This window comes from Sphingomonas sp. Leaf34, assembly GCF_001421805.1.
Taxonomy (GTDB): Bacteria; Pseudomonadota; Alphaproteobacteria; order Sphingomonadales; family Sphingomonadaceae; genus Sphingomonas.
Map to the genome: position 1 here is coordinate 513,250 of NZ_LMLC01000004.1, position 23,018 is coordinate 536,267.

A 23,018-nucleotide genomic window follows, 5' to 3' on the forward strand; every position below is an offset into this window, starting at 1 on the left:
GATGATCGTTCCCATTGCGCTGATGGCCGCCGCCGCGGTGGTGGCGCCCGCGCCTGCCGACATTGCGATCCGTCAAGCGATGGCGGCGAGCGCGGCGGGGTGGAATACGGGCGATCTCGCGCGGTTCATGGAGGTCTATGCCGACGATGCGGTGTTCGTAACGCCGAAGGGCTTGCTACGTGGCAAGCTGGCGATCGCCGACAAATACCGGTCTAGCTTCCGCGGTGTCGGCAATGCGCGCGGTACGCTGTCGTTCGCGTTCCTGGAGATGCGCGGGATCGATCCGCGTCACGCGATGCTGTTCGCACGCTGGACGCTGACGGGACCGTCGACGACCGAGTCGGGCATGACGACATTGGTCTTCGAACGGCGCGGTGCAGCCTGGAAGATCATCGCCGATCACAGCAGTTGATTTGCCCCCGCCCGGGCGGGGCGTGGCGCTTCGTGCGCCCCGGGCGGGGAGAATTTTCAGTGCTGGCGGGTTGCGCCGGCGGCGCGGACGTCGGAGATCGTCGGGTAGCCGTTGACCGCCATCAGCAGATCGGCCTCCGCAAGTAGGCATTTCAAGACGTGCGCCGCCCCCGTCGCGCCGCCGAGTGCTAGCCCATATGCATAGGGCCGTCCCACCCCGACCGCCGTGGCCCCGAGCGCGAGTGCCTTCACCACGTCTGTGCCCGATCGCACGCCGGAATCGAACAGCACCGGCACGGAGCCCGACGCGGCGACGACGCCGGGCAGCAGGTCGATCGCGGCAATCCCGCCATTCGCCTGTCGCCCACCATGGTTCGAGCAGTAGATCGCGTCGGCGCCGGCATCGATCGCGCGGCGTGCATCATCGGGATGGCAGATCCCCTTCAGCACCAGCGGCAAGTTGGTGAGCGAGCGGAGCCACGGCATGTCCGCCCAGGTCAGCACTTTGCCGAACACCCCCCCCCAATGTCGCACCGCGACCGCTAAATCCTCTTCGGGCGGGCGCTCGAGTGACGCGCGGAACACCGGATCGCTGAAATAATTGGCGAGGACATGGCCGCGCAACTGAGGGAAGTTCGCCATGTTGAGGTCGCGCGGGCGCCAGCCGGTCACCCAGGTATCCAGCGTGACGACGATTGCCTTGTACCCGGCGGTCTCGGCACGGCGAATCAGGCTTTCGGTCAGCGCAGCGTTCTTCGGCGTGTAGAGCTGGAAGAAACCCGGTGTGTCGCCAAGCTGAGCGGCGACGTCCTCCAGCGGATCGTTCGACAGCGTCGACTGGCATAGCGGCACACCGGTCACCGCCGCCGCCCGCGCCGCCGCGAGATCGCCGTGGCCGTCCTGGGTGCAGATGCCGTTGATCCCGACGGGGGCCATGAACAAGGGCGTCGGCAATGTCATGCCGAACAGGTCGACCGACACGTCGCGGCGGCTGCAATCTACCATCATCCGCGGCGTCATGCCCCAATGCGCGAATGCATCGGCATTGTGGCGCTGGGTATGCTCGTCGCCGCACCCACCCTGGAGATATGCGAGCGTCGCGGGCGGTAATGCTGCCGACGCGCGTGCCTCCAGCGTGGCGAAATCAACCGGCATGCTCGGCACCACGCCGTTCAACCCGGCGAAGTAGATCGCGTTCTGGTAATCACCGAAATGGGACGCGTTCTTAGGGGGCACGGCCATCATCCTCTCCTATGTTTTGCGGGCCTTATACGGCGTGACCGGTGACGAAGTCATTCCTTGTGCCTAAGGATGCGCGACCGATTACAGAAAGTCCGATGATGTCCCTTCGCCTGCCGCTTCTTGCTTTTCTCGCGCTGTCGACGAGCGCCATCGCGCAGACGCCCGCCGCGGACCCGAATGCGTATCTCGAAGACATTCACGGCGCGCGCGCGCTGGAAACGGTCAAGCGGTGGAACACGCAATCGCTCGCCGCGCTGGAGGCGAAACCCGGCTTTGCGCGCTACCGCCAGCGTGCACTCGATCTGTTGCAGGCGGATCGCCAGATTGCGACGCCCGATCAGATCCTCGGTGATCAGGTGCTCAACCTCTGGCAGGACAAGACGAACGTACGCGGCCTGTGGCGGATCGCGTCGCTGGCGTCGTTCACCGGCGGCAAGCCGGTGTGGCGGACGCTGATCGACGTCGATGCGCTGGGAAAGGCCGAGGGCAAGAGCTGGGTGTGGAAGGGCGCGACGTGTCGTTCGCCCTCGTACGATCGCTGCATGGTCGCGCTGTCGAACGGCGGCGGCGACGCGGTGGTCGAGCGCGAGTTCGATATTCCCTCGGGCAAGTTCGTGACCGACGGTTTCGTCGTGCCGATGTTCAAGACCGGGGTGAACTGGGCCGGGCCGGACGCGCTGTATGTCGCGACCGATTTCGGCCCGGACAGCCTGACCACCTCCGGCCTGCCGCGCACTGCCAAGCTGTGGCGGCGCGGGACGCCGCTGACCGCCGCGACCGCCATCGCCAGCGCGGCGAAGAGCGATGTCGGGATCGATACGACGGTCTTCACCGAACGCGACCGGCGTTATGCGCTGGTGTCGCGCGACACCGATTTCTTCCATGCGAAGCGGAGTCATGTCGCCGCCGATGGTCGGCTCGTGGCGACGCCGCTGCCCGACGATGCGGTGATCAACGCCGTGCTCGACGGCCGTCTGATCGCGACGCTATCGTCCGACTGGCGCGGCATCCCCGCCGGCGCGGTGGTCGCCTATGCGATCGCCGACGTGCTCGCGGGGCGTGCTCCGACGATCGAGCGCGTGCTGGTGCCGACCGCGACGCAGGCGGTAGAACAGGTCGATTCGAGCAAGTCGGTGCTGTGGGTGAAGATGCTCGACGACGTGTCGGGCCGGCTGGTGTCGCTGACGCGGGGCGCGGATGGTGTCTGGACGCCCTCGGTTGCAGCGTTGCCGACCGCGTCGACGATCCATCTGGAGGCGACCGCCGGCAAGGACGATACGGCCTTTGCGCTGGTCGAGGGGTTCCTGAGCCCGCCCGCGCTCTACGCGGTCCGGCCGAACGCGTCGCCGACCGCGGTCGACACGCTGCCGGCGCGATTCGACGCCTCGACGATGCAGGTCGAGCAGCGGTTCGCGACGTCGAAGGACGGGACGAAGATCCCGTATTTCCTTGTCCGCAAGAAAGGGACGCCAGGATCCGGGGCGGGTCCGGTGCCGGCGCTCGTCCACGCCTATGGCGGGTTCCGCAATGCGCAGACGCCGACCTATCTGGTCGACCAGCCCTATCGGTCGGGCCCGGCGGGGCTGTTCTGGGTCGAGGAGGGCAATGCGTTCGTGCTCGCCAACATTCGCGGCGGTGGCGAGTACGGCCCGCGCTGGCATCAGGCGACGTTGCGCGAGAACCGGCAAAAGGCGTATGACGATCTCCACGCGGTCGGCGACGATCTGGTGCGGACGGGCGTCAGCGCCAAGCGCAAGATCGCCGTGTCGGGCCGGTCGAACGGCGGCCTGCTGGTCGGCGTCGCGATGGAGCAGCGACCCGATCTCTACGGCGCGATCGTGATGGGGTCGCCGTTGCTCGACATGAAGACCTACTCGCACCTGTCGGCGGGCGCATCGTGGATGGGCGAATATGGCGACCCCGACAAACCTTCCGACTGGGCGTTCATCTCGCGCTATTCGCCGTACCAGAATTTGAAGCGCGGCGTGAAATACCCGGTGCCGTTCATCTATACCTCGACCGAAGACGACCGCGTCCATCCCGGCCATGCGCGCAAGTTCGCGGCGCGGCTGGAGGCGTATGGCGACCCGTTCTTCTATTACGAGAACCCCGAAGGCGGCCACGCCGCCGGCGCCGACCGAATCGAGGACGCCAAGCGCGCCGCACTCGTCACCGTCTATCTCAACACGCAGCTCGGCACCGCGCCGCAGCGCTGATCGTCAGGACCTCATGATGCGTAATTTCCGTCTGCTGTTGGGCGCCGCGATCCTGGCGCTCCCCCTATTCTCGATCCCTGCGCCCGCGCTGGCCGCGCAGACCGAGGCCAGCGCGTTCGCGTCGATGTCGAAGCGCTATGTCGATGGCCTCGCCCGGCTCAATCCGTCGTCGGCGACCGCGCTCGGCGATCACCGGTACGATACGCAGGTGACCGACATGTCCGCCGCAGGGCGTGCCAAGCGCGCGGCGTTTTCGAAGGCGATGCTGGCGGATCTCGGGCGCATCGACCGGAAAGCCCTGCCGCGCGAGGAGCAGGTCGATGCGGCGCTGCTCGACAATGCGCTGCGCTACGACATCTGGGATAGCGAGACGCTCGGCGGCTGGGCGTGGGATCCGCAGGTCTACAACGACATCGCGGGAAGCTCGCTCTACGCGCTGGCCGCACGCGATTTCGCGCCGTGGCCGCAGCGGCTGAAGGCGGCGACCGCACGGATGGAGGCGCTGCCTGCGTTGCTGGCGCAGGCGCGCTCCAACATCGTGTTCGCGCGCGTGCCTTCGATCTACGCGACGACGGTGGCGAAGCAGAACAGCGGCATCGTCGACATCGCCGAGAGCATGCTCGCGCCGCACAAGACCGAGCTGTCGGCAGCGGATGCCAAGCGGTTCGACGCGGCGCTCGCCACACTGAAGGCGGCGGTGGCCGAGCATCAGACTTGGCTCGACAAGACGCTGGTGCCGGGCGCGAAGGGCGATTTCCGCCTGGGCGCGGCGCTGTACGACACAAAGCTCGGGTTCGCGCTGCAGTCGGACCTGACACGGGCAGAGATCAAGCGCCGTGCGCAGGCGGCTATCGTCGACACGCGCGCGCAGATGTACGCGATCGCCCGGCAGATCTTCGGCGCCAAGCCCGGTGCGCTGCTGCTCCCCGACACGCCGTCAGACGCGCAGCAACAGGCCGCGATCCAAATGGCACTCGAACTGACCTACGCCAGACGGCCTGCGCGCGACGGCATGATCGACGCCTCGACCAAGGCGTTGGCGCAGGCGACCGCGTTCGTCCGCGACAAGGGGCTGGTCGGGATGCCCGATGGCCCCGTGAAGATCATCACGATGCCGAAGTTCCAGCAGGGCGTCGCGGTGGCGTATTGCGATTCACCGGGACCGCTGGAGAAGAACCTCGGCACGTTCTTCGCCGTCTCGCCGGTTCCCGACGACTGGACCGAGGCGCAGGCGACGTCGTTTCTCAGCGAATATAACGACTACATGATCCACGATCTGGCGGTGCACGAGGCGATGCCGGGGCATTATCTCCAGCTCGCGCATGCCAACGCGACACAGTCGACGCTGCGCGCGGTGCTCGGCTCGGGGCCGTTCATCGAGGGCTGGGCGGTGTACGCCGAGGGGATGATGGCAGACGAGGGCTATCTGAACGGCGATCCGCTGTTCAAGCTGACCGTGCTCAAGATGCGGCTACGGTCGATCGCGAACTCGCTGCTCGATATCGGTATTCATACCGAGGGCATGACGCGCGACCAGGCGATGCAGCTGATGACGCACACTGCCTTCCAGCAGGAGCGCGAGGCGGCGGGCAAATGGGTCCGCGCCTCGCTCGGCTCGACGCAGCTGTTGAGCTATTTCACCGGCTATTCGGAGCATATGGCGCTGCGCGACGAGGCCAAGAAACGGCAGGGCGCGGGTTTCGACCTGAAGCGCTATAACGACGCGCTGCTCGCGCATGGTTCGCCGCCGGTCCGCTATATCCGCGAACTGCTGCTCGACCTGCCGATCGGGTAGCGTTGGTCGCTTGACCGGGTTTGCGAATGCTGTGACGCTGCGCCGATAAGAAACCATCGGAGAGGTGTCGTGGCGGCAGGATATGATCTGCGCGGTATGCGGTCGCGGCGTTGACCGGCCCGCTTGCCGGCATCCGGATCGTCGAGCTTGCCGGGATCGGGCCTGCCCCGTTCGCGTGCATGATGCTGGCCGATCATGGCGCCGAGGTGATCCGGATCGAACGACCGGGCGCGAAAAAGGGCGGGCCGGGCGGCGATCCGACGAAGGACATCCTGCAGCGGTCCCGCAAGACGATCGCGGTCGATCTCAAGTCCGCCGCGGGAATCGGCGTCGTCCACAATCTGGTCGCGTCGGCGGACGGCTTCGTCGAGGGGTTTCGGCCTGGCGTGACCGAGCGACTGGGCCTCGGGCCGGAGACTTTGCTGAAGGTCACCCCGCGGCTCGTTTATGGCCGGATGACCGGCTGGGGGCAGGAAGGGCCGTACGCGCAGGCGGCGGGGCACGACATCAACTATATCGCGCTGGCGGGCGCGCTCCATGCCTTTGGGCGTGCAGGCGAGAAGCCGACGCCGCCGATCAACATGGTCGGCGATTTCGGCGGCGGCGCGATGATGCTGGCGTTCGGCATGGTCAGCGCCTTGCTCCATGCGCGGACGACGGGGCAGGGGCAGGTGATCGACTGCGCGATGACCGATGGTGCCGCGCTGCTGATGAGCATGATCTGGAGCTTTCAAGGGCAAGGCCTGTGGCGCGACGAGCGGGGCGTCAACCTGCTCGATAGCGGTGCCCACTTCTACGACACATATGTCTGCGCGGATGGGACATACGTGTCGATCGGCGCGATCGAGCCGCAATTCTATGCGGTGTTACGCGAAAAATCGGGGCTTTCTGCAGAGCCCGCATTCGATCGCCAGATGGATCCGCGCGGCTGGCCGGAACTCAAGGAGAAGCTGTCCGCGGTGTTCGCGACGCGGACGCGCGATGAGTGGTGTGCGATTCTCGAACACACCGATGCCTGTTTCGCGCCGGTGCTGTCGATGGCCGAGGCCCCCGCGCATCCGCACAATGTCGCGCGTGGCACGTTCGTGGAGGTCGGCGGTGTCGTTCAGCCAATGCCGGCGCCGCGCTATTCGGCAACACCGACGGTCGCGCCGCGGATGGCGGATGACCAGTCCGATACCGAGGCTCTGTTAGATGGCCTCGGCTATGCTCCAGACGAGATCGCCGCGCTGAAAGCTGCCGGAGCCGTTGCCTGAGCCTATCGGCGGACTGGCGTTACGGTCCGCGGGGGGATGGGGCCGATGCGCTAGCACCGGCCCCGACCGTCAGTTGCTGTCCGAATCGTCGCCGTCGTCGATCGCGAGATACAGACCGCCGCCCACTGCGACCGCTGCGAGCGCGACGATGATGAAGCCGCCGCCGGCAAGCTTGCTCTTCTTCGCGGCCGACGTGGTCGTGCGGACCGACTTGGCAACCGACAGGGTGGCGGCGGGGTTGGCCGGTGCCGCAGAGGCGGCGACCGGTGCGGCAACCAGCGCGAGGCCGGCCGAAGCCATGGCCAGAGATTTGATAAACATTACGCGTCTCCCGATACCGCGACGAAGATTGTCGCGGCCTTCGAAGCATTGGCACATGACGGTTCGTCCATAAACCGCGAAAGTGGATCAGTTATGCGCGCGGGGTATGCAGCGGTGTGTGATCCGGCGGCGGGGTGGCGGGAGGGTTGGTGGGCCCGGCAGGAATCGAACCCGCAACCTAGCCGTTATGAGCGGCCAGCTCTAACCGTTGAGCTACAGGCCCCACCGGCGCCTGCGTTAGCGCACGCGGCCACTTCGCAAAAGAGCGCAACATCGTCGACACAAATAAAAAAGGGCGCTCCCGAAGGAACGCCCTTTTCCGACAATAAAATTCTATCAAGCGCGAACGCCCGAAAGAATTTTAGTTCATGTTGTCGGTCTTTTCGTCGGCAGCGTCACGGACGTTGTCGGCGGCAGCGTTCATGTTGTCAGCTGCGTTCTCGAGCACGTCGGTCGCGACTGCGTTCGAGGTGTTGTCCGCCATCGCGTCCATGTTGTCAGCCTGCATTTCCATGTTGTCAGCCAGCATGTCCGCGTTGTTCTCAACGGCGGCGGCTTCTGGCGACTTGCTGCAGGCTGCGACGGACATCAGGCCGGCGGCAGCAGCGATCAGAACGATCTTCTTCATTCGAATGCTCCCAAGCATAGTTTCACTCGCGGCCGACCCGATTGCCGTCGCGAAGTCACGTCAAATAGCGGACCCCGGCGGGCGGTCAATCCGCTAAATTCATCTCTCCGCAAGGTTTGCGGCAGAACGATGACGTTTCGGTTGCTGCAACTGGTCACTTTTCAGGCACGATCGGGCCGATTTCTTCGGGTGCATTGGCCACCGTCGCGATCATCGCGGTCCATGCCGCGACGTTCTGGCGAAGCTGTTCGGGATCGATCCGATCAAGCGTATCCTCGGGCGTATGATGATAGTCGAAGTAGCGCAGACCCGACTGGTTGAGGTCGATTCCGGCAACACCCGTGGCGATCGTCGGTCCGACATCGGTGCCGCCGTGCGGGACCCCGGCACCGCGGATGATCCCGAGCGGCGCGAGCGCGACCGCGAGGCGATCGACGACCGGCTTGGCGGCGTCGGGCAGCCTGCTCTCGAACCGCCAGACGCGATCGGCGCCGAAGTCCGATTCGGCGGCGGTGGCATGACGCTCGCCGGCATGCGCCTTGGCATAGGCTATTCCGCCGAACCCGCCGCTCTCCTCGTCGCCGAACCAGACGACGCGGATCGTCCGGCGCGGACGCTGGCCGCTGTCCATCACGATCTTGGCGGCGGCGGCGGTGATCGCGACGCCCGACGCGTCGTCGATCGCGCCGGTGCCGAGGTCCCAGCTGTCGAGATGCCCGCCGACGAGGACAACGCCGGCCTTGGGGTCGGTGCCCGGAACCTCGGCGACGACGTTGCCGGAGTCGCGCATGCCGACCTGCTTGTCCTCCAGCACCAGCTTCATCGTCACGGGCTTGCCCAGCTTTACCAGTCGCTCGACATGCTCGGCGTCCGCCACCGACAGCGCCGCTGCGGGGATCGGCGTCACGCCCGCATCGAAATTGGTGTTGCCCGCATGCGGCCCGCGGCCGTGATCGGTGCCGATCGACCGGATCACGATCGCCGCCGCACCCTTCCTGGCAGCGACGTTCGGCCCGACGAAGCGCGCGGTGCCTTGGGATCCATAGCTCGACCCGTCCTGCGTCGGCTGCATCGCGTTCGACACGAACGCGATTTTGCCCTTCAGACTGCGGTCGGCGGCGAGTGCCAAGTCGTTATAAGTTGCGAAATACGCGATCGGCAGCGTCAGCCCGCCCGCAGGTGTCGCGCCCGAATTGCCGAGGCCGACCAGATGCAGTGCCTGCGCATAGGGCGCGACGAGGTCGCCACTTTCCGTTCCGCGCGACCAGACGGGCAACTGGTATGTCTCGACCCGGACATTCTTGAACCCCAGCGCCTTGAGCTTGGCGACCGACCAGGCGCGCGCCCGCGGCGCTGCCTCGGTGCCGGTCATCCGCGGACCGACCTCGGTCGTGATGCCCTCGACGATCTGGTACGCGGTGTCGTCGGTCAGCGCCTTGTCGCGCAGCGCGGCGACCTTCGCGTCGACGGCGGTCGCAGGCGCGGCGGCACGTTGCGCCGCTAGAGGAGAGGTGAGGGCGGACGCGGCCAATACCGCGAGCAGGGTGCGTTTCATCATGGGGGTAGCCTATGGTGCTGCTCCCCGTTTGCCAACGGCTCGCCGCATCGCTATCTGCGCACGTCAAATCCCGCCTCATTCAAGCATGGAGCTCGGCACCCACATGGCCGTCCAGTATACCTACGTCATGAAGGGTCTGTCGAAGACCTTCCCCGGTGCCAACAAGCCCGTTCTCAACAACATCCACCTGCAGTTCATTCCGTCGGCGAAGATCGCGATCATCGGCCCGAACGGCTCGGGCAAGTCGACCTTGATGAAGATCATGGCGGGCATGGATCCCGATTTCACCGGCGAGGCCTGGGCGGCCGAAGGCGTCAACGTCGGCTATCTTGCGCAGGAGCCTCAGCTCGATCCGACCAAGGACGTGATGGGCAACGTGAAGGACGGCGTGCGTCCCGTCGCGGATCTCGTCGACCGGTTCAACGCGATCTCGGCCGAGATGGGCGATCCGCAGGACGACACCGATTTCGACGCGCTGATGGAGGAGATGGGCGAGCTTCAGGCCAAGATCGACGCAGTCGACGGCTGGGCGCTCGACAGCCAGCTCGAACAGGCGATGGAGGCACTGCGCTGCCCGCCGGGCGATGCGTCGGTGGTGAACCTGTCGGGCGGCGAGAAGCGCCGCGTCGCGCTCTGCAAGCTACTGCTCGAGAAGCCGCAGATCCTGCTGCTCGATGAGCCGACCAACCATCTCGACGCCGAAAGCGTGTCGTGGCTGGAGAACTACCTCAAGGAATATACGGGCAACGTCATCCTCGTGACGCATGACCGCTACTTCCTCGATAATGTCGTCAACTGGGTGCTCGAGCTCGATCGCGGCCGCTATTACACGTACGAGTCCAACTATTCGGGTTATCTGGAGAAGAAGGCGCAGCGCCTGAGCCAAGAAGAGCGCGAAGAGGCCGGCAAGCAGAAGGCGATCGCCGACGAGCTGGCGTGGATGCGCCAGACCCCCAAGGCGCGCCAGACCAAGTCGAAGGCGCGTATCCGCGCATTCGACGAGCTGATGGAGAAGCAGGAGAATCGCGTCGCCGGCAAGGCCGCGATCCTGATCCAGCTGCCCGCGCGTCTCGGTGGCAAGGTGATCGAGGCGAAGGGCCTGACCAAGTCGTACGGCGACAAGCTGTTGTTCGACGGTCTCGACTTCACATTGCCCCCGGGCGGCATCGTCGGCGTGATCGGCCCGAACGGCGCGGGCAAGTCGACGCTGTTCAAGCTCATCACCGGGCAGGAAACCCCCGACGAGGGCACGATCGAGGTCGGCTCGACCGTCAAGCTGGGTTATGTCGACCAGAGCCGCGACGATCTCGATCCGAACAAGAACGTCTGGCAGGAAATCTCCGACGAGCTCGAGATCTTCCGCTTCGGCAAGCAGGAGATGGGGACGCGCGCCTATGTCGGCGCGTTCAACTTCCGCGGGCCCGACCAGCAGAAGAAGGTCGGCCAGCTGTCGGGCGGTGAGCGCAACCGCGTCCACATGGCCAAGATGCTCAAGGAGGGTGGCAACGTCCTCCTGCTCGACGAGCCGACCAACGATCTCGACGTCGAGACGCTGCGCGCGCTCGAGGAGGCGCTGGAGACGTTCGCAGGCTGCGCGGTGGTCATCAGCCATGACCGCTTCTTCCTCGATCGCCTCGCGACGCACATCCTCGCGTTCGAGGGCGACAGCCATGTCGAATGGTTCGAGGGCAATTACGCGTCGTACGAGGAGGACAAGCGTCGTCGCATGGGCGACGCCGCCGACCGCCCGACTCGCCTGGCCTACAAGAAGCTGACGCGCTGAGGGCAATGCCGGTTATCGAACACTCCCCCGGCGGCGATGCCCCGCCTGGCGCAGGCGAACTTCAATATCGCCTGCGCCAGCAGTCTATCCTTGCCGATTTCGGGATCGAGGCGCTGCGTGCGCGCGATCTCGAACCGATGCTGCAGCGGGCGACCGAGCTGTGCGGCGAGGGGATGCGTTCGAAATACTGCAAGTTCCTGGAATATCGCCCCGAACAGGACAGCTTGCTGGTGCGTGCTGGCATCGGCTGGGCGCCGGGCGTGGTCGGGTCGACCGAGATGCGTACCGATCTCGCCTCGCCCGCGGGGTTCGCGCTGGAGACCGGCGAGCCGGTGATCTCGAACCATCTCGAGAATGAGGACCGTTTCCGCACGCCCGCATTCATGGCCGAGCACAAGATCCGCCGCGCGATCAACGTGCTGGTCGAGACGTCGGGCAAGCGCTTCGGCGTGCTCGAGGTCGATAGCCCCGACGAGGGCAAGTTCGAGCCCGCCGACCTCGCCTTCATGCAGGGCTTTGCCAACCTGATCGGCGTCGCGATCGAGCGACAGCAGGCCGAGCAGCGGCTGAGCGATGCGATGGAGCATCAGGAACTCCTCACGCGCGAGGCCAGCCACCGAGTCAAGAACAGCCTCGCTCTCGTCTCCGCGATGCTCAACCTGCAGATGCAGGAAGATGACGATCCGCGGATCACGCGGCTGCTGGGTGACGCGCAGGCGCGGATCACCGCGATCGCGCAGACGCATGACCAGCTCTGGCGTGGCGAGCAGGTCGGCATCGTCGCGCTCGACGATCTGGTCTGCGGGATCGCCACGGGATTGGCCGAGCAGGCACCGAACCACTGCATAGAGTGCGATATCGACGCGATCCTGATCAGCGCGGACACGGCGATCCCGGTCGGCCTGCTCGTGACCGAGCTCGTCACCAACGCGATCAAATATGCCTATGACGACGCCGGCGGCGCGATCGCGGTGACGATCCGCAGCGCTGACGGACGGATCGTGCTGACGGTCTCGGATACGGGCGCGGGGCTGCCGGCGGATTTCGATCTGAAGGCCGCTTCGCGGCAGAGCCTGGGGATGCGGATGATCGGCAGCCTCGCGCGGCAGCTGCGCGGGACGATCGTGATCGAGAATGGCGTGGTCGGGACGTGCGCCACGCTCGATATACCCGATCCGCGGGTAACCTCGGCCGCCTAGCCTATCGTGCGACCGAACTACCGCGAGCGACCAACCTTGTGTCCCCGCGAATGCGGGGACCCAGACTGGGCTCCCGCCTTCGCGGAAGAACAAGGAGGGGGGTGCCTCGCTTCGGATCAGGCCGGCGCCATCACCCGGATAATTCCCGCCGCCACCTTCGCCGTCACCGGAGTACGTGCCAGCACCTCGCCATCGATCGAGATCGGCAGCGGCGGGATGGTGTTGATCTTCAGGCTCTTGCCGCGGAAATCACGGACCTTCTCGTGACGCGACTGCAGCCGGAACACGCTGGAGAACCAGTTCTGCACGAGCCGGCGCTTCACATGGCCCATCACTGCCTGGACGACGATCTCGCCCGAATCGACCGCCGCGGCGTCGACCAGTTCGGTACCGCCATGATAGGGCCCGTTCGATATCCGCACCTCGACGACGCGGATCTTCACCGCGGTTGGGCCTTCGCCGACGATCAGCGTGAACGGGCGGAAGCGGAGATACTGATAGGCTGCCCAGCTGAGATAGCCGACCTTGCCGAGGATCTTCTTCAACCCGTGCGGCACCGTCTCGGCGATCTTCGGGCTGATGCCCATTGCGGCGCAGTTCGCGAAATAATCGCCGTCGATCATCCCCAGGTCGATCCGCCGCGGCTTGCCGGTGCGGATCACCTCGACCGCACCCTCGATGGTCAGCGGGATACCCAGCGTGCGCGCGAAGCTGTTCGCGGTGCCCAGCGGCAGCACGCCGAGGATCACGTCGTGGCCGACCATCAGGTCGACCAGTCCGCTGACCGTGCCGTCCCCGCCGCCCAGGATCAGCAGATCGGGCTTCTTGGCGAGCGCGCGCAGCACGGTCGCCTCGAGGTCCTTCGGATCCTCGACTGCATGTGCGTCGACCTGATAGGGAAGTCCCGACATCGCCGCGCAGGCGCGCTTGAAGAGCTTTTGTCCCTTGCGCGACTTGGCGTTGACCACGAGCGCGGCACAGGTGATCGTATCGTTCGACATAGGGCTCCCAAACGCACGACAGGCGGTTCCGCACGCGTAACGCGTGTGGGGTAACGCTTGATCCGTCCGCGGTCATCCCGCAAAGCCTTGCGCATGACCGCAAGCTATCCCGCGCTTCGCCTTCGTCGCACCCGCGCCTCCGCTTGGAGCCGCCGCCTCCATGCCGAGACCGTGCTGACTCCCGCCGACCTGATTTGGCCGCTGTTCGTGTGCGAAGGCCCCAGTTCTGGCGGCATCATCGAGCAACCGATCGCCAGCCTGCCGGGCGTCTCGCGCTGGTCGGTTGACGGGATCGTCGCGCGCGGCCGCGAGGCGCGCGACCTCGGCATCCCGTGCATCGCGCTGTTTCCCTACACGCAACCCGAACGCCGCACTGATGACGGGCGCGAGGCGCTCAACCCCGACAATCTGATGTGCCAGGCGATCCGCGCATTGAAGGACGCGGTGCCGGAGGTCGGCGTGCTGACCGACGTCGCGCTCGATCCCTATACCAGCCACGGCCATGATGGGCTGGTCGACGCGGCGGGCTATGTCGTCAACGACACGACCGCCGAGATGCTGGTCGCGCAGGCGCTCAACCAGGCGAACGCGGGCGCGGACATCATCGCGCCGTCGGACATGATGGACGGCCGGATCGGCATGATCCGCAGCGCGCTCGAGGCGGACTCGCACCACAATGTGCAGATCATGTCCTACGCCGCCAAATATGCGAGCGCGTTCTACGGCCCGTTCCGCGATGCGGTCGGCAGCCGCGGGCTGCTGAAGGGCGACAAGAAGACCTACCAGATGGACAACGCCAACGCCGAGGAAGCGCTTCGCGAGGTTGCGATGGATCTGGCGGAAGGCGCCGACACGGTGATGGTCAAACCGGGCCTGCCGTATCTCGACATCATCGTCCGCGTCCGCCAGGCGTTCGAGGTGCCAGTGTTCGCGTATCAGGTGTCGGGCGAATATGCGATGATCGAGGCTGCGGTCGCCGCTGGGGCGGCCGAGCGCGACGTGATGGTCCTCGAAACGCTGATGTCGTTCAAGCGCGCGGGCTGTTCGGGCGTGCTGACCTATCATGCGGCGCATGCGGCCAAACTGCTCGGCGGATGATCGAGACCGAGCGGCTGACCTTGCGCGGCTGGCGTGACGACGATGCCGCCGCGCATCACGCGATGTGCGCCGATCCGGCGGTGATGGCGTATCTCGGGCCGCCGCCCTCGCTGGCCGATTCGGCGGCGGTGGTGGTGCGCCAGACTGCGATCCTCGCCGACTATGGCGCGTGCTTCTGGGCGCTCGAACGGCGCGATACCGGCGCGTTCATCGGCTGGTGCGGGCTCAAGCCCGGCCCGGTCGGTACGCCGATCGACAACAAGCCCGAGATCGGCTGGAGCCTGGTCCGCGCTGCGTGGGGGCAGGGGTACGCGCGCGAAGCCGCCGAGGCCGCGCTGGCCTGGGGCTGGACCCGGCTCGACCTGCCAACGATCTGGGCGATCACCGTGCCCGCCAACCGGTCGAGCCGTACGCTCATGGAGCGGCTCGGCATGACCCGCGTGGTCGATGGCGATTTCGATCATCCCAAGCTCGCCGAAGACGATCCTCTCCGCCGCCATATCCTCTACCGGATCGACCGTCCCGCCTATGTCCGATAACCCCTTGGGCGAGCATCGTCCGTTGATGGCACGCTGGTGCCGGACGATGTTCGTCGCGACGATCCTGACCGGCTCGTTCCTGCTGTTTCTCGTCCAGCCGATGGTCGCGCGGATGGCGTTGCCGCGGCTGGGCGGCGCGCCGGCGGTGTGGAATTCTGCGATGCTGGTGTACCAGGCGCTGCTGCTCGCGGGCTATGCCTATGCGCATTGGCTCGGCCGCGTCCGGCCGCGGGCGCAGGCGGCGATCCACCTCGGCGTGCTGATCGTCGCGGCGTTGTGGCTGCCGATCGGGCTGGTCGCGATGGCGCCATCGGCGGAGGCGCAGCCGGCGCTCTGGGTGCCGTGGCTGCTCGGGCTGTCGATCGGGCCGCTGTTCTTCGCGGTCTCCGCGCAGGCGCCACTGATCCAGCGCTGGTTCAGCGATGCGAGCGGCGGCGGCGATCCCTATGCGCTGTATGCCGCCTCGAACCTTGGCAGCTTTGCCGGGCTGATCGCCTACCCGCTGCTGGTCGAGCCGCTGATGGCGGTTCGTGGCCAGAGCCTGTTGTGGAGCGGCGGCTATGTCTTGCTGATCGTGCTGGTGCTCGCCTGCGCGACCCGCCTGCCCAAGACCGCGGCGGTCGACCATGTCGCCGCGACCAGCGCGCCGCCGGGCGCCAGACGGATCGCGCACTGGATCGCACTGGCGCTGGTGCCGTCGGGGATGATGCTGGCGACCTCGACCTATATCACCACCGATATCGTCGCGATGCCGCTGCTGTGGGTGATCCCGCTCGGGCTGTATCTGCTGAGCTTCAGCGTGGCGTTCGCGAACGACCGCTGGCTCGCCGACCTTCTGACGCGGATCGCGCCGATTACGATCCTGCTGTTCGGCGGGATCATCATGGGCGGCGTGAACGAGCGCCCCTTCTTCAGCGCGGGGATCGCGCTGGTGCTGCTGTTCATGATCTCGGTCGCGCTGCACACCGCGCTGTACCGCACGCGGCCTGCGCCCGATCGGCTGACCGGGTTCTATCTGGCGATGTCGGCGGGCGGGGCGCTCGGCGGGGTGTTCGCCGCGCTGGTCGCGCCGGTGGTGTTCGACTGGACGTACGAATATCCAATGCTGATACTCGCCGCGGGTGCGCTGGTGCCGCAAATGTATCTGCTGGGCCGGTTCCGCACCGTCTGGATGGCGAAGGGGCCGGCCAAGTGGATCGCGCTGGCGGCGATCACGATCGCCATTGCCGTCGTCGCCGGGTTGCGGATCACCGATCCCGGCGGCGTGTTCGGCGAAAGCCGGCAGGGGCTGGCGTTCCTGGTCATCGCGACGCTGGGCTTGGTCGCGATCGGCGCTCGCCTGCCGTACCTGATCGTGCTGGCGGGCGCGCTCGTGCTGTTCGGCGGGTATCGCAGCCTGGCACTCTCGATCGAGTCGGGCGCGCGCGTCCGCAGCTATTTCGGCGTGTATACAGTGCGCGACGAGCCGGGCCCCAATGGCGGCACGCGCGAGCTCGATCACGGCACGACCGTCCACGGCATCCAGTTGCGCGGATCGGCCGCGCGCGAGCGGACGCCGACCACCTATTACGCAGCCGGCTCAGGCGTCGGGCAGGCGATGCAGGCCGCCCCGGCGCTGTACGGCCCCAGCGCGCGGATCGGCGTCGTCGGGCTGGGGACGGGAACGCTGTCGTGTTACGCACGGCCCGGCCAGCGCTGGCGATTCTACGAAATCGACCCGGCGGTGGTACGCATCGCCCGCGATACCGGCCAGTTCACCTATCTGTCGCGGTGTTTGCCGAACCCGGAGATCCGGCTCGGCGATGCGCGCGTAGCGCTCGGGAATGACCAGTCGAACAACCTCGACCTGCTCGCGCTCGATGCGTTCTCGTCGGACTCGGTGCCGATGCACCTTATGACCAGCGAGGCGTTCGCGACCTATGGCCGGGTGCTCGCGCGCGATGGGTTGCTGCTCGTGCACATCTCGAACCGGTTCATCGATCTCGAACCCGTGATCGCGGCCGCCGCGCGGCAGGGCGGTTGGATTGCGGTCGAGATGAAATACCGCCCGTCGAGCCTGCTCGTCGACCGCGCGTCGGCGTCCGACTGGGTGGCACTGTCGCGCGATCCGCGCGCGATCGCGGCGCTACGTGCGACCGATCTCGACTGGAAGCCGCTACGGGCGCGCAAGGGGTTCACCGGGTGGACCGACGATTACTCGACGATCCTGCCGCTGCTGAAGGGGTTCTGATCGGCACTATCCTCCCCTTGGCGGGGGAGGATATGAGCGTGGCTGCTACGCCGCGGGCATGCTGGCCTGGATCCGCCCGATCGTGGCGCCCTGCCGATCGGTCTCTGCCTGCGCCTTCGCGCGGATCGTTGCGAGCGCCGGATAGTCGGGTTGCAACTTGGCAGCCCGGTCTGTCGCCAGCGCCTCGATGTCGGTGACTAACGACGAACTCTGCGCGCGCCAGTCGTCGAGCCCCGCCAATGCGCTCTGCGCCTCGATCCACGCGTCGCTCCCGACTGCCGCGCCACGCGCCGACCGTGCCAGCGTCTCCGCCTTGCCCGCATCGCGCGTAAAGCCCGTCGTGATCGCGGCGAGCTTGCCGGCGATCGCGGCGATATCTGCATCGAGTGCTGGATCGGGTGCCGCCACCGCCGTCTTTACCTCGGGTTCGGCGAATCCCAACGTCTCGACCGGTCGCAGGCCGAGCGAGGGATAGCTGTTCGTATCCGCGCTGCACGCCGCCGTGGCGAGGGCGACGAGGATGGCGGCGAACGCCGCGAGGCGAGGCGAGGGGGCGTGTTTCATGCCTGTCGCTCTATGCCGCCAATGCTTTGCGCACAACTTTCTCGCGGGAGACCCTTGCGCCTCCGAAAATGCCTGCTATCAGCGCCCCTCCAGTGCACCCATAGCTCAGCTGGATAGAGCATCAGACTACGAATCTGAGGGTCGGGCGTTCGAATCGCTCTGGGTGCACCAGGATTTTCCGCTTCATAGCGGGCTTGTCGAACCGGACACGGGACGGCGATGCACCCATAGCTCAGCTGGATAGAGCATCAGACTACGAATCTGAGGGTCGGGCGTTCGAATCGCTCTGGGTGCACCATTCTTCCTTATCGGCTTTTGGGTCATGCGACGATGCGATCGAGCCGCTGCGCTCTTGCGTCGATGTGACTGTCGATACGGGCGGATCCTCAATCCGCCTGCTGACTTGCGAACGTCCCGAGTCGCGTTTGGGCGTATGGATCCACCGGCGCATCTCCTTCGCTGATCGGACGTTCGACGTGGGGGCGGGTTCCGCGATAGACGCGCTGCGACTTTGGACATGGTCGCGCGTTCGGCGCACAGATAAGCTGAAGGAGATGGTAATGAGGCGGACGAGCAAAGGGTTGATCGGTGGCGCGCTGTTCACAGCGGTGTCGGGGCTCGCGCTATCGTTGTATTCGAGCCGGATCGCGCGCCGCGCGGAGGCGCTGGTGCCCGCGGAGGGCCGTTTCCTCGACGTCGCCGGCGCTCGACTACATTATATCGACGTCGGCAGCGGCCCGACGATCGTCATGGTGCACGGGCTTGGCGGGCAGTTGCGCAACTTCGGCTATGCACTGGTCGATTTGCTAAAGGACGAGTACCGCGTGATCGTCGTCGATCGGCCAGGATCGGGCTATTCGACCGCAACGGGCGCCATGCCCGGAATCGTCGCGCAGGGTGCGATCATCGCCGACTTCATCCAGAAGCTTGGGCTCGATCGCCCCTTGCTGGTGGGGCACTCGCTGGGCGGCGCGATCGCGCTCGCGGTGGGGCTTGAATACCCGCACCTGGTCCGCGCGCTCGCGCTGATCGCGCCGCTTACCCGCCCGCAGGAAACTGTCCCCGAAAGCTTCCGTGGGCTCGCTCGTGTGCCCGCGCGCGCACGGCACGGGTTCGCGCAAGTCCTCGGCACGCCGCTCAGCCGCCTGACTTCGGCCAAGACGCTCGAAGGCATTTTCGCCCCCGAGGCGGTGCCGGAGGATTTCGCAGTTCGTGGCGGTGGCGCATTGTCGCAGCGACCGATCGCGATCGCGGCGGCGGCGGCGGATCTTGGCGGCGTGAACGACGACCTGACGCCGATGACCGAACGCTATGGCGAAATCGGCGTGCCGACGCGGATCCTGTTCGGACGCCAGGATGCAATCCTCGATCCCGCCTTTAACGGTCACCGGACCGCGGCGGCCATCCCAGGGGCGAAGATCGATACGATCGAGGGCGGCCACATGATCCTGGTGACCGCACCCGAAGCCTGCGCCCGCTTCATCCGCGCGGCCTTCGCCGCGGGGTGACGGCCGCGGCGAAGAATGCGCCTCGCTCCGCCCTTCAAGGCACCGAATCGTGAATACTGCCCGGCTCCCTGTTCTTCCGCACAGGCGGTAGAACAGGGGCGGTCGCAGAAACGCCAAGGCTGGGGGTCAGCCCGCGACGGGCAGCTTTACCCGGTTCGCGTCGTCGCGTTCGAGCGGGCCGTAGGACAGCACCGTCTCCAGCAGGAGTGGGCCGTTATAGAGGTGCGGAAACATTTGTCCGCCGCGCGACCCTTCCCATCTCACATCGTCGCCGATGGCCTCGAGATCGATCGCGGCGACGTGGAGGTCGCTCTGGCCGGCGAAATGCTTGTCGACCGTCTCGGTCAGCTGCGCTGCCGTCGACAAATGGATATAGCCATCAGCCAAATCCACCGGCGCACCGGCGAAGCTGCCGCTCTCCAGCGTCGCCAACTGCTCGCCGGTCAGTACCTTGTAAGCGATCGGGTCGCGGCTCATTCGCCGTCCCCCTGGCCGTCGTTCGGATCGCCCGCTGCCGTGTCCTCGCCGATCGTGGCGCCGGTGTCGGGCGCGAGCTCTGGCGTTGCGTCGGCCAGGTTGATCTCTGCGTCTTCCTCGGTTTCTTCGATCCGCGCGGCGGAGACGACATGCTCGCCCTTCGCCACGTCGAACAGCTTCACGCCGGCCGAGTTGCGGCTGATGACGCGCAGCGACGCGAGCGTCGTGCGGATCAGCTTGGCCTGGTTGGTGACCAGCATCAGCTGATGCCCCTTCGCTGCGGCGAAGCTCGCCACGACGGGTCCGTTACGCGCGATGTTGTCGATGTTGGTGATGCCCTGGCCACCGCGGCCGGTCTGGCGATAATCATAGGCGCTGGACAGCTTGCCATAGCCGTTCTCGCAGATGGTCAGGATGAACTGCTCGCGCTCCTTCAGATCATTGTACCGCTCGGCACCCAGATCATGCTCGCCCTCGCGCTCGCCCTTCCAGGGGGCGAATTTGAGGTAGGTCTCGCGGTCGGCGGGGGTCGCCTCGACGCGGTGGAGGACTGACAGCGAGATGACCTCGTCGTCGCCCTTCAGCGTCACGCCGCGCACGCCCGTCGAGGTGCGGCTCTGGAACTCGCGGACGTCGTCGCCGGCAAAGCGGATCGCCTTGCCGAGCCGCGTCGCGAGCAGCACGTCGTCATGTTCGGTGAGCAGCGCGACGCCGATCAGCTTGTCCTCTGAGCCTTCCTCGAAGCGCATCGCGATCTTGCCGTTCGACGGCACGTTGGTGAACGCATCCATCGCATTGCGGCGGACGAGCCCGCGCTGCGTCGCGAACATCACGTGCAGGCGGCTCCACTCGCTGAGATCCTCCGGCAGCGGCAGCACGGTCGAGATCGTCTCGCCCGGCGCCAGCGGCAGCAGGTTGATCATAGGCCGGCCGCGCGTGGCGGGGCCACCCTCGGGCAGGCGCCAGACCTTGTAGCGATAGACCTTGCCGAGGTTCGAGAAGAACAGCACCGGCGTGTGCGTCGACGTGACGAACAGCTCGGTGACGACATCCTCATCCTTCGTCGACATGCCCGCGCGACCCTTGCCGCCGCGTGCCTGTGCGCGGAACGTGTCGAGGCTGGTGCGCTTGATATAGCCCTGCATGGTCACGGTGACGACCATGTCCTCGCGCTCGATCAGATCCTCGTCGTCGATGCCGTTCGCGGCCGCGGCGATCTCGGAGCGGCGCGGCGTGGCGAATTCGTCGCGGATCGCGATCAGCTCGCCGCGCATCACTTCATACAGCTTGGCGCGATCACCGAGGATGTGGAGCAGCTCGGCGATCGAGGCCGCCAGCACCTTCAGCTCGTCGCCGATCTCGTCGCGGCCGAGCGCGGTGAGGCGGTGCAGACGCAGATCGAGGATCGCGCGGACCTGCGGCTCGGACAGCTTGTAGATGCCCTCCTGCTGCTTGTCCTCGACCGCCTCGACGAGTGCGATGTAGGGCGCGATCTCCGCGACCGGCCATTCGCGTGCGAGCAGCTTGCCGCGCGCTTCGGCGGGGCTCGACGAGCCGCGGATGATGCGGACGACTTCGTCGAGGTTGGTGACCGCGATGACGAGGCCGAGCAACAGATGCGCGCGCTCACGTGCCTTGGCGAGCTCGAACTTCGAGCGGCGGGTGATGACCTGTTCGCGGAAGGTGATGAACGCGCCGATGATGTCGCGCAGGTTCAGCAGCTCGGGACGGCCGCCGCGGATCGCGAGCATGTTGGCGGGGAAGCTCGACTGCGCAGGCGTGTGCCGCCAGAGCTGGTTGAGCACCACGTCGGGGGTCGCGTCGCGCTTCAGGTCGATGACGATGCGGACGCCCATGCGGCTCGATTCGTCGCGAATGTCGCTGACGCCCTCGATGCGCTTGTCCTTGGCGGCCTCGGCGATCTTCTCGACCAGGCCGTTCTTGCCGGTCTGGAACGGGATCTCGGTGAGGACGATCGAGCGACGGTCGCCCTTGCCCTCCTCGACGACGTGGCGCGAGCGGACGATGATCGAGCCGCGGCCGGTCTCGTAGGCGGACTTGGCGCCTGCACGGCCGAGGATGATCGCACCGGTCGGGAAATCGGGACCGGGGACGATCTCGAACAGTTCCTCGGTCGTGATCGCGCCGTTGTCCATGTACGCGAGGCACGCGGCGATGACTTCGCCGAGATTGTGCGGCGGGATGTTGGTCGCCATGCCGACCGCGATGCCGCCAGCGCCATTGACGAGCAAATTGGGGAAGCGCGCCGGCAGCACCGAAGGCTCGCGCTCCGAGCCGTCATAGTTGGGCGTGAAGTCGACCGTGTCCTTGTCGAGATCGCCGAGCAGCGCGTTGGCGACCTTGCCGAGGCGCGCCTCGGTGTAGCGCATCGCTGCGGGCGGATCGGGGTCCATCGAGCCGAAATTGCCCTGACCATCGATCAGCGGCACGCGCATCGACCAGTCCTGAGTCATGCGGGCCAAGGCGTCGTAGATCGAGCTGTCGCCGTGCGGGTGATATTTACCCATCACGTCACCGACGATACGCGCCGACTTGCGATAGGGCTTGCCGGCGACGAAGCCGCTCTCGTGCGCGCCGTACAGGATGCGGCGATGGACGGGCTTCAACCCGTCGCGGACATCGGGCAGCGCGCGCGCGACGATGACGCTCATGGCATAGTCGAGATAGCTCGACTTCATCTCGTCGACGATCGAGATGGTGGCAATGCCGGCTGGCTCGCCGCCGGTGGGTTCGGCGAGCATGGTCTCGTCGGTCAAATCTGAAGGCTTTCGGCTTGTTTCGGTGTTGTGACACACCTTAGCCGAGGGGTCGGCTGCTTACTACCCCCGCGCACGCGCACGCACGCGAGGGAGAAGGGTTTCATCGTGAATTCGGGGTTATTTGCAGGCGGCCTTGGTCTTGTTGCCGGCGAGCGCGCAATTGTACGTGACGGTTTTGCCGTTCGCGAGCTTGGCGGTGACCATCCGGCCCTTGGCGACCGTTGTGGTGCGCCTGGCGACGCGGGCGTTGCCCATCGGCGTGGTGGTCTTGGTCGTCGTGGTATGCGTCGCGACGGTCTTGGGCTGGACGGTCTTAGCTTGGGTCGCGGCGATCGCGGCGGTGCCGGACAGCAGCGCGCCGCCGGCGAGGATCGCGAGGGGGAGGGACTTCTTCATGCGGGTATCCTCTCTG

The 23,018-nt window shown here is 66.4% G+C and carries 19 protein-coding genes and 3 tRNA genes; 12 read left to right on the forward strand and 10 right to left on the reverse strand.

What is annotated here, in order from left to right; translation table 11 throughout:
* Position 1: 1 nt before the first annotated feature.
* Positions 2-412 carry a YybH family protein gene (locus tag ASF00_RS13840; protein WP_235525834.1) on the forward strand — a complete coding sequence of 137 codons (411 nt, stop codon included), beginning with the start codon at positions 2-4 and terminating at the stop codon, positions 410-412.
* Between the two features lie 56 nt (positions 413-468).
* Here the strand turns inward: ASF00_RS13840 and ASF00_RS13845 are convergent, their stop codons facing one another.
* Entirely contained in the window at positions 469-1,653 is a 1,185-nt protein-coding gene (locus tag ASF00_RS13845; protein WP_055880138.1) for an alpha-hydroxy-acid oxidizing protein, read from the reverse strand.
* Positions 1,654-1,748: 95 nt separating this feature from the next.
* On the opposite strand from ASF00_RS13845, the gene ASF00_RS13850 reads away from it, so the two are divergent.
* The 3 genes from ASF00_RS13850 (at position 1,749) to ASF00_RS13860 (ending at position 6,920) form a co-directional block, all read left to right on the forward strand.
* Positions 1,749-3,869, forward strand: coding sequence for a prolyl oligopeptidase family serine peptidase (locus ASF00_RS13850; protein WP_055880140.1), 2,121 nt, complete (start codon positions 1,749-1,751; stop codon positions 3,867-3,869).
* A gap of 16 nt (positions 3,870-3,885) precedes the next feature.
* Entirely contained in the window at positions 3,886-5,664 is a 1,779-nt protein-coding gene (locus tag ASF00_RS13855) for a DUF885 domain-containing protein (protein ID WP_055880594.1), read from the forward strand.
* Positions 5,665-5,774: 110 nt separating this feature from the next.
* Positions 5,775-6,920 (forward strand): CaiB/BaiF CoA transferase family protein, encoded by a 1,146-nt coding sequence (locus tag ASF00_RS13860; protein WP_055880142.1) that lies wholly within the window; start codon positions 5,775-5,777, stop codon positions 6,918-6,920.
* 69 nt (positions 6,921-6,989) lie between these two features.
* Here ASF00_RS13860 and ASF00_RS13865 read toward each other — a convergent pair whose 3' ends face one another.
* The 4 genes from ASF00_RS13865 to ASF00_RS13880 all read right to left on the reverse strand — a co-directional run bounded on the left by ASF00_RS13865 (position 6,990) and on the right by ASF00_RS13880 (position 9,427).
* On the reverse strand, positions 6,990-7,241 hold the full coding sequence (locus ASF00_RS13865; protein WP_200910544.1) for a hypothetical protein: 252 nt from the start codon (positions 7,239-7,241) through the stop codon (positions 6,990-6,992).
* Positions 7,242-7,388: 147 nt separating this feature from the next.
* Positions 7,389-7,464 (reverse strand) — tRNA-Ile (locus ASF00_RS13870).
* 138 nt (positions 7,465-7,602) lie between these two features.
* Entirely contained in the window at positions 7,603-7,869 is a 267-nt protein-coding gene (locus ASF00_RS13875) for a hypothetical protein (protein ID WP_031393308.1), read from the reverse strand.
* A gap of 154 nt (positions 7,870-8,023) precedes the next feature.
* Positions 8,024-9,427, reverse strand: coding sequence for a M20/M25/M40 family metallo-hydrolase (locus tag ASF00_RS13880; protein ID WP_055880147.1), 1,404 nt, complete (start codon positions 9,425-9,427; stop codon positions 8,024-8,026).
* Positions 9,428-9,530: 103 nt separating this feature from the next.
* Between ASF00_RS13880 and ettA the strand changes: the two genes are divergently transcribed.
* Both ettA and ASF00_RS13890 read left to right on the forward strand, forming a co-directional pair.
* Complete coding sequence (ettA, locus tag ASF00_RS13885; protein WP_055880597.1) at positions 9,531-11,210, forward strand: energy-dependent translational throttle protein EttA; 1,680 nt, start codon at positions 9,531-9,533, stop codon at positions 11,208-11,210.
* Between the two features lie 5 nt (positions 11,211-11,215).
* A complete protein-coding gene (locus ASF00_RS13890; protein WP_082463438.1) occupies positions 11,216-12,409 on the forward strand; it encodes a sensor histidine kinase in 1,194 nt (397 codons plus the stop codon).
* Positions 12,410-12,525: 116 nt separating this feature from the next.
* Here ASF00_RS13890 and ASF00_RS13895 read toward each other — a convergent pair whose 3' ends face one another.
* Complete coding sequence (locus ASF00_RS13895; RefSeq protein WP_055880150.1) at positions 12,526-13,410, reverse strand: diacylglycerol/lipid kinase family protein; 885 nt, start codon at positions 13,408-13,410, stop codon at positions 12,526-12,528.
* A 93-nt stretch (positions 13,411-13,503) separates the two neighbouring features.
* Between ASF00_RS13895 and hemB the strand changes: the two genes are divergently transcribed.
* Genes hemB through ASF00_RS13910 form a run of 3 tightly spaced genes read left to right on the forward strand, consistent with a single transcriptional unit; the run spans position 13,504 to position 17,277 of the window.
* Positions 13,504-14,508, forward strand: coding sequence for a porphobilinogen synthase (hemB, locus tag ASF00_RS13900; RefSeq protein WP_055880153.1), 1,005 nt, complete (start codon positions 13,504-13,506; stop codon positions 14,506-14,508).
* Positions 14,505-15,047 carry a GNAT family N-acetyltransferase gene (locus tag ASF00_RS13905; protein WP_055880155.1) on the forward strand — a complete coding sequence of 181 codons (543 nt, stop codon included), beginning with the start codon at positions 14,505-14,507 and terminating at the stop codon, positions 15,045-15,047. Before hemB ends, ASF00_RS13905 begins: the two co-directional genes overlap by 4 nt.
* Entirely contained in the window at positions 15,037-17,277 is a 2,241-nt protein-coding gene (locus tag ASF00_RS13910) for a fused MFS/spermidine synthase (protein ID WP_055880157.1), read from the forward strand. Before ASF00_RS13905 ends, ASF00_RS13910 begins: the two co-directional genes overlap by 11 nt.
* Positions 17,278-17,322: 45 nt before the next feature.
* Here the strand turns inward: ASF00_RS13910 and ASF00_RS13915 are convergent, their stop codons facing one another.
* On the reverse strand, positions 17,323-17,841 hold the full coding sequence (locus tag ASF00_RS13915; protein ID WP_055880160.1) for a hypothetical protein: 519 nt from the start codon (positions 17,839-17,841) through the stop codon (positions 17,323-17,325).
* Between the two features lie 94 nt (positions 17,842-17,935).
* Between ASF00_RS13915 and ASF00_RS13920 the strand changes: the two genes are divergently transcribed.
* The 3 genes from ASF00_RS13920 (at position 17,936) to ASF00_RS13930 (ending at position 19,349) form a co-directional block, all read left to right on the forward strand.
* Positions 17,936-18,012: transfer RNA gene (locus ASF00_RS13920), tRNA-Arg, on the forward strand.
* A gap of 50 nt (positions 18,013-18,062) precedes the next feature.
* Positions 18,063-18,139: transfer RNA gene (locus tag ASF00_RS13925), tRNA-Arg, on the forward strand.
* A gap of 262 nt (positions 18,140-18,401) precedes the next feature.
* Positions 18,402-19,349: an alpha/beta fold hydrolase gene (locus ASF00_RS13930; RefSeq protein WP_235525835.1), complete on the forward strand. Its 948-nt coding sequence runs from the start codon at positions 18,402-18,404 to the stop codon at positions 19,347-19,349.
* A 126-nt stretch (positions 19,350-19,475) separates the two neighbouring features.
* Here the strand turns inward: ASF00_RS13930 and ASF00_RS13935 are convergent, their stop codons facing one another.
* The 3 genes from ASF00_RS13935 to ASF00_RS13945 all read right to left on the reverse strand — a co-directional run bounded on the left by ASF00_RS13935 (position 19,476) and on the right by ASF00_RS13945 (position 23,002).
* On the reverse strand, positions 19,476-19,826 hold the full coding sequence (locus ASF00_RS13935) for a DUF952 domain-containing protein (protein WP_055880176.1): 351 nt from the start codon (positions 19,824-19,826) through the stop codon (positions 19,476-19,478).
* Positions 19,823-22,603, reverse strand: a complete 2,781-nt coding sequence (gene gyrA / locus ASF00_RS13940; protein ID WP_055880180.1) for a DNA gyrase subunit A — start codon at positions 22,601-22,603, stop codon at positions 19,823-19,825. The genes ASF00_RS13935 and gyrA overlap by 4 nt, the downstream gene beginning before the upstream one ends.
* A 120-nt stretch (positions 22,604-22,723) precedes the next feature.
* Positions 22,724-23,002 (reverse strand): hypothetical protein, encoded by a 279-nt coding sequence (locus ASF00_RS13945; protein ID WP_055880184.1) that lies wholly within the window; start codon positions 23,000-23,002, stop codon positions 22,724-22,726.
* Positions 23,003-23,018: the final 16 nt, after the last annotated feature.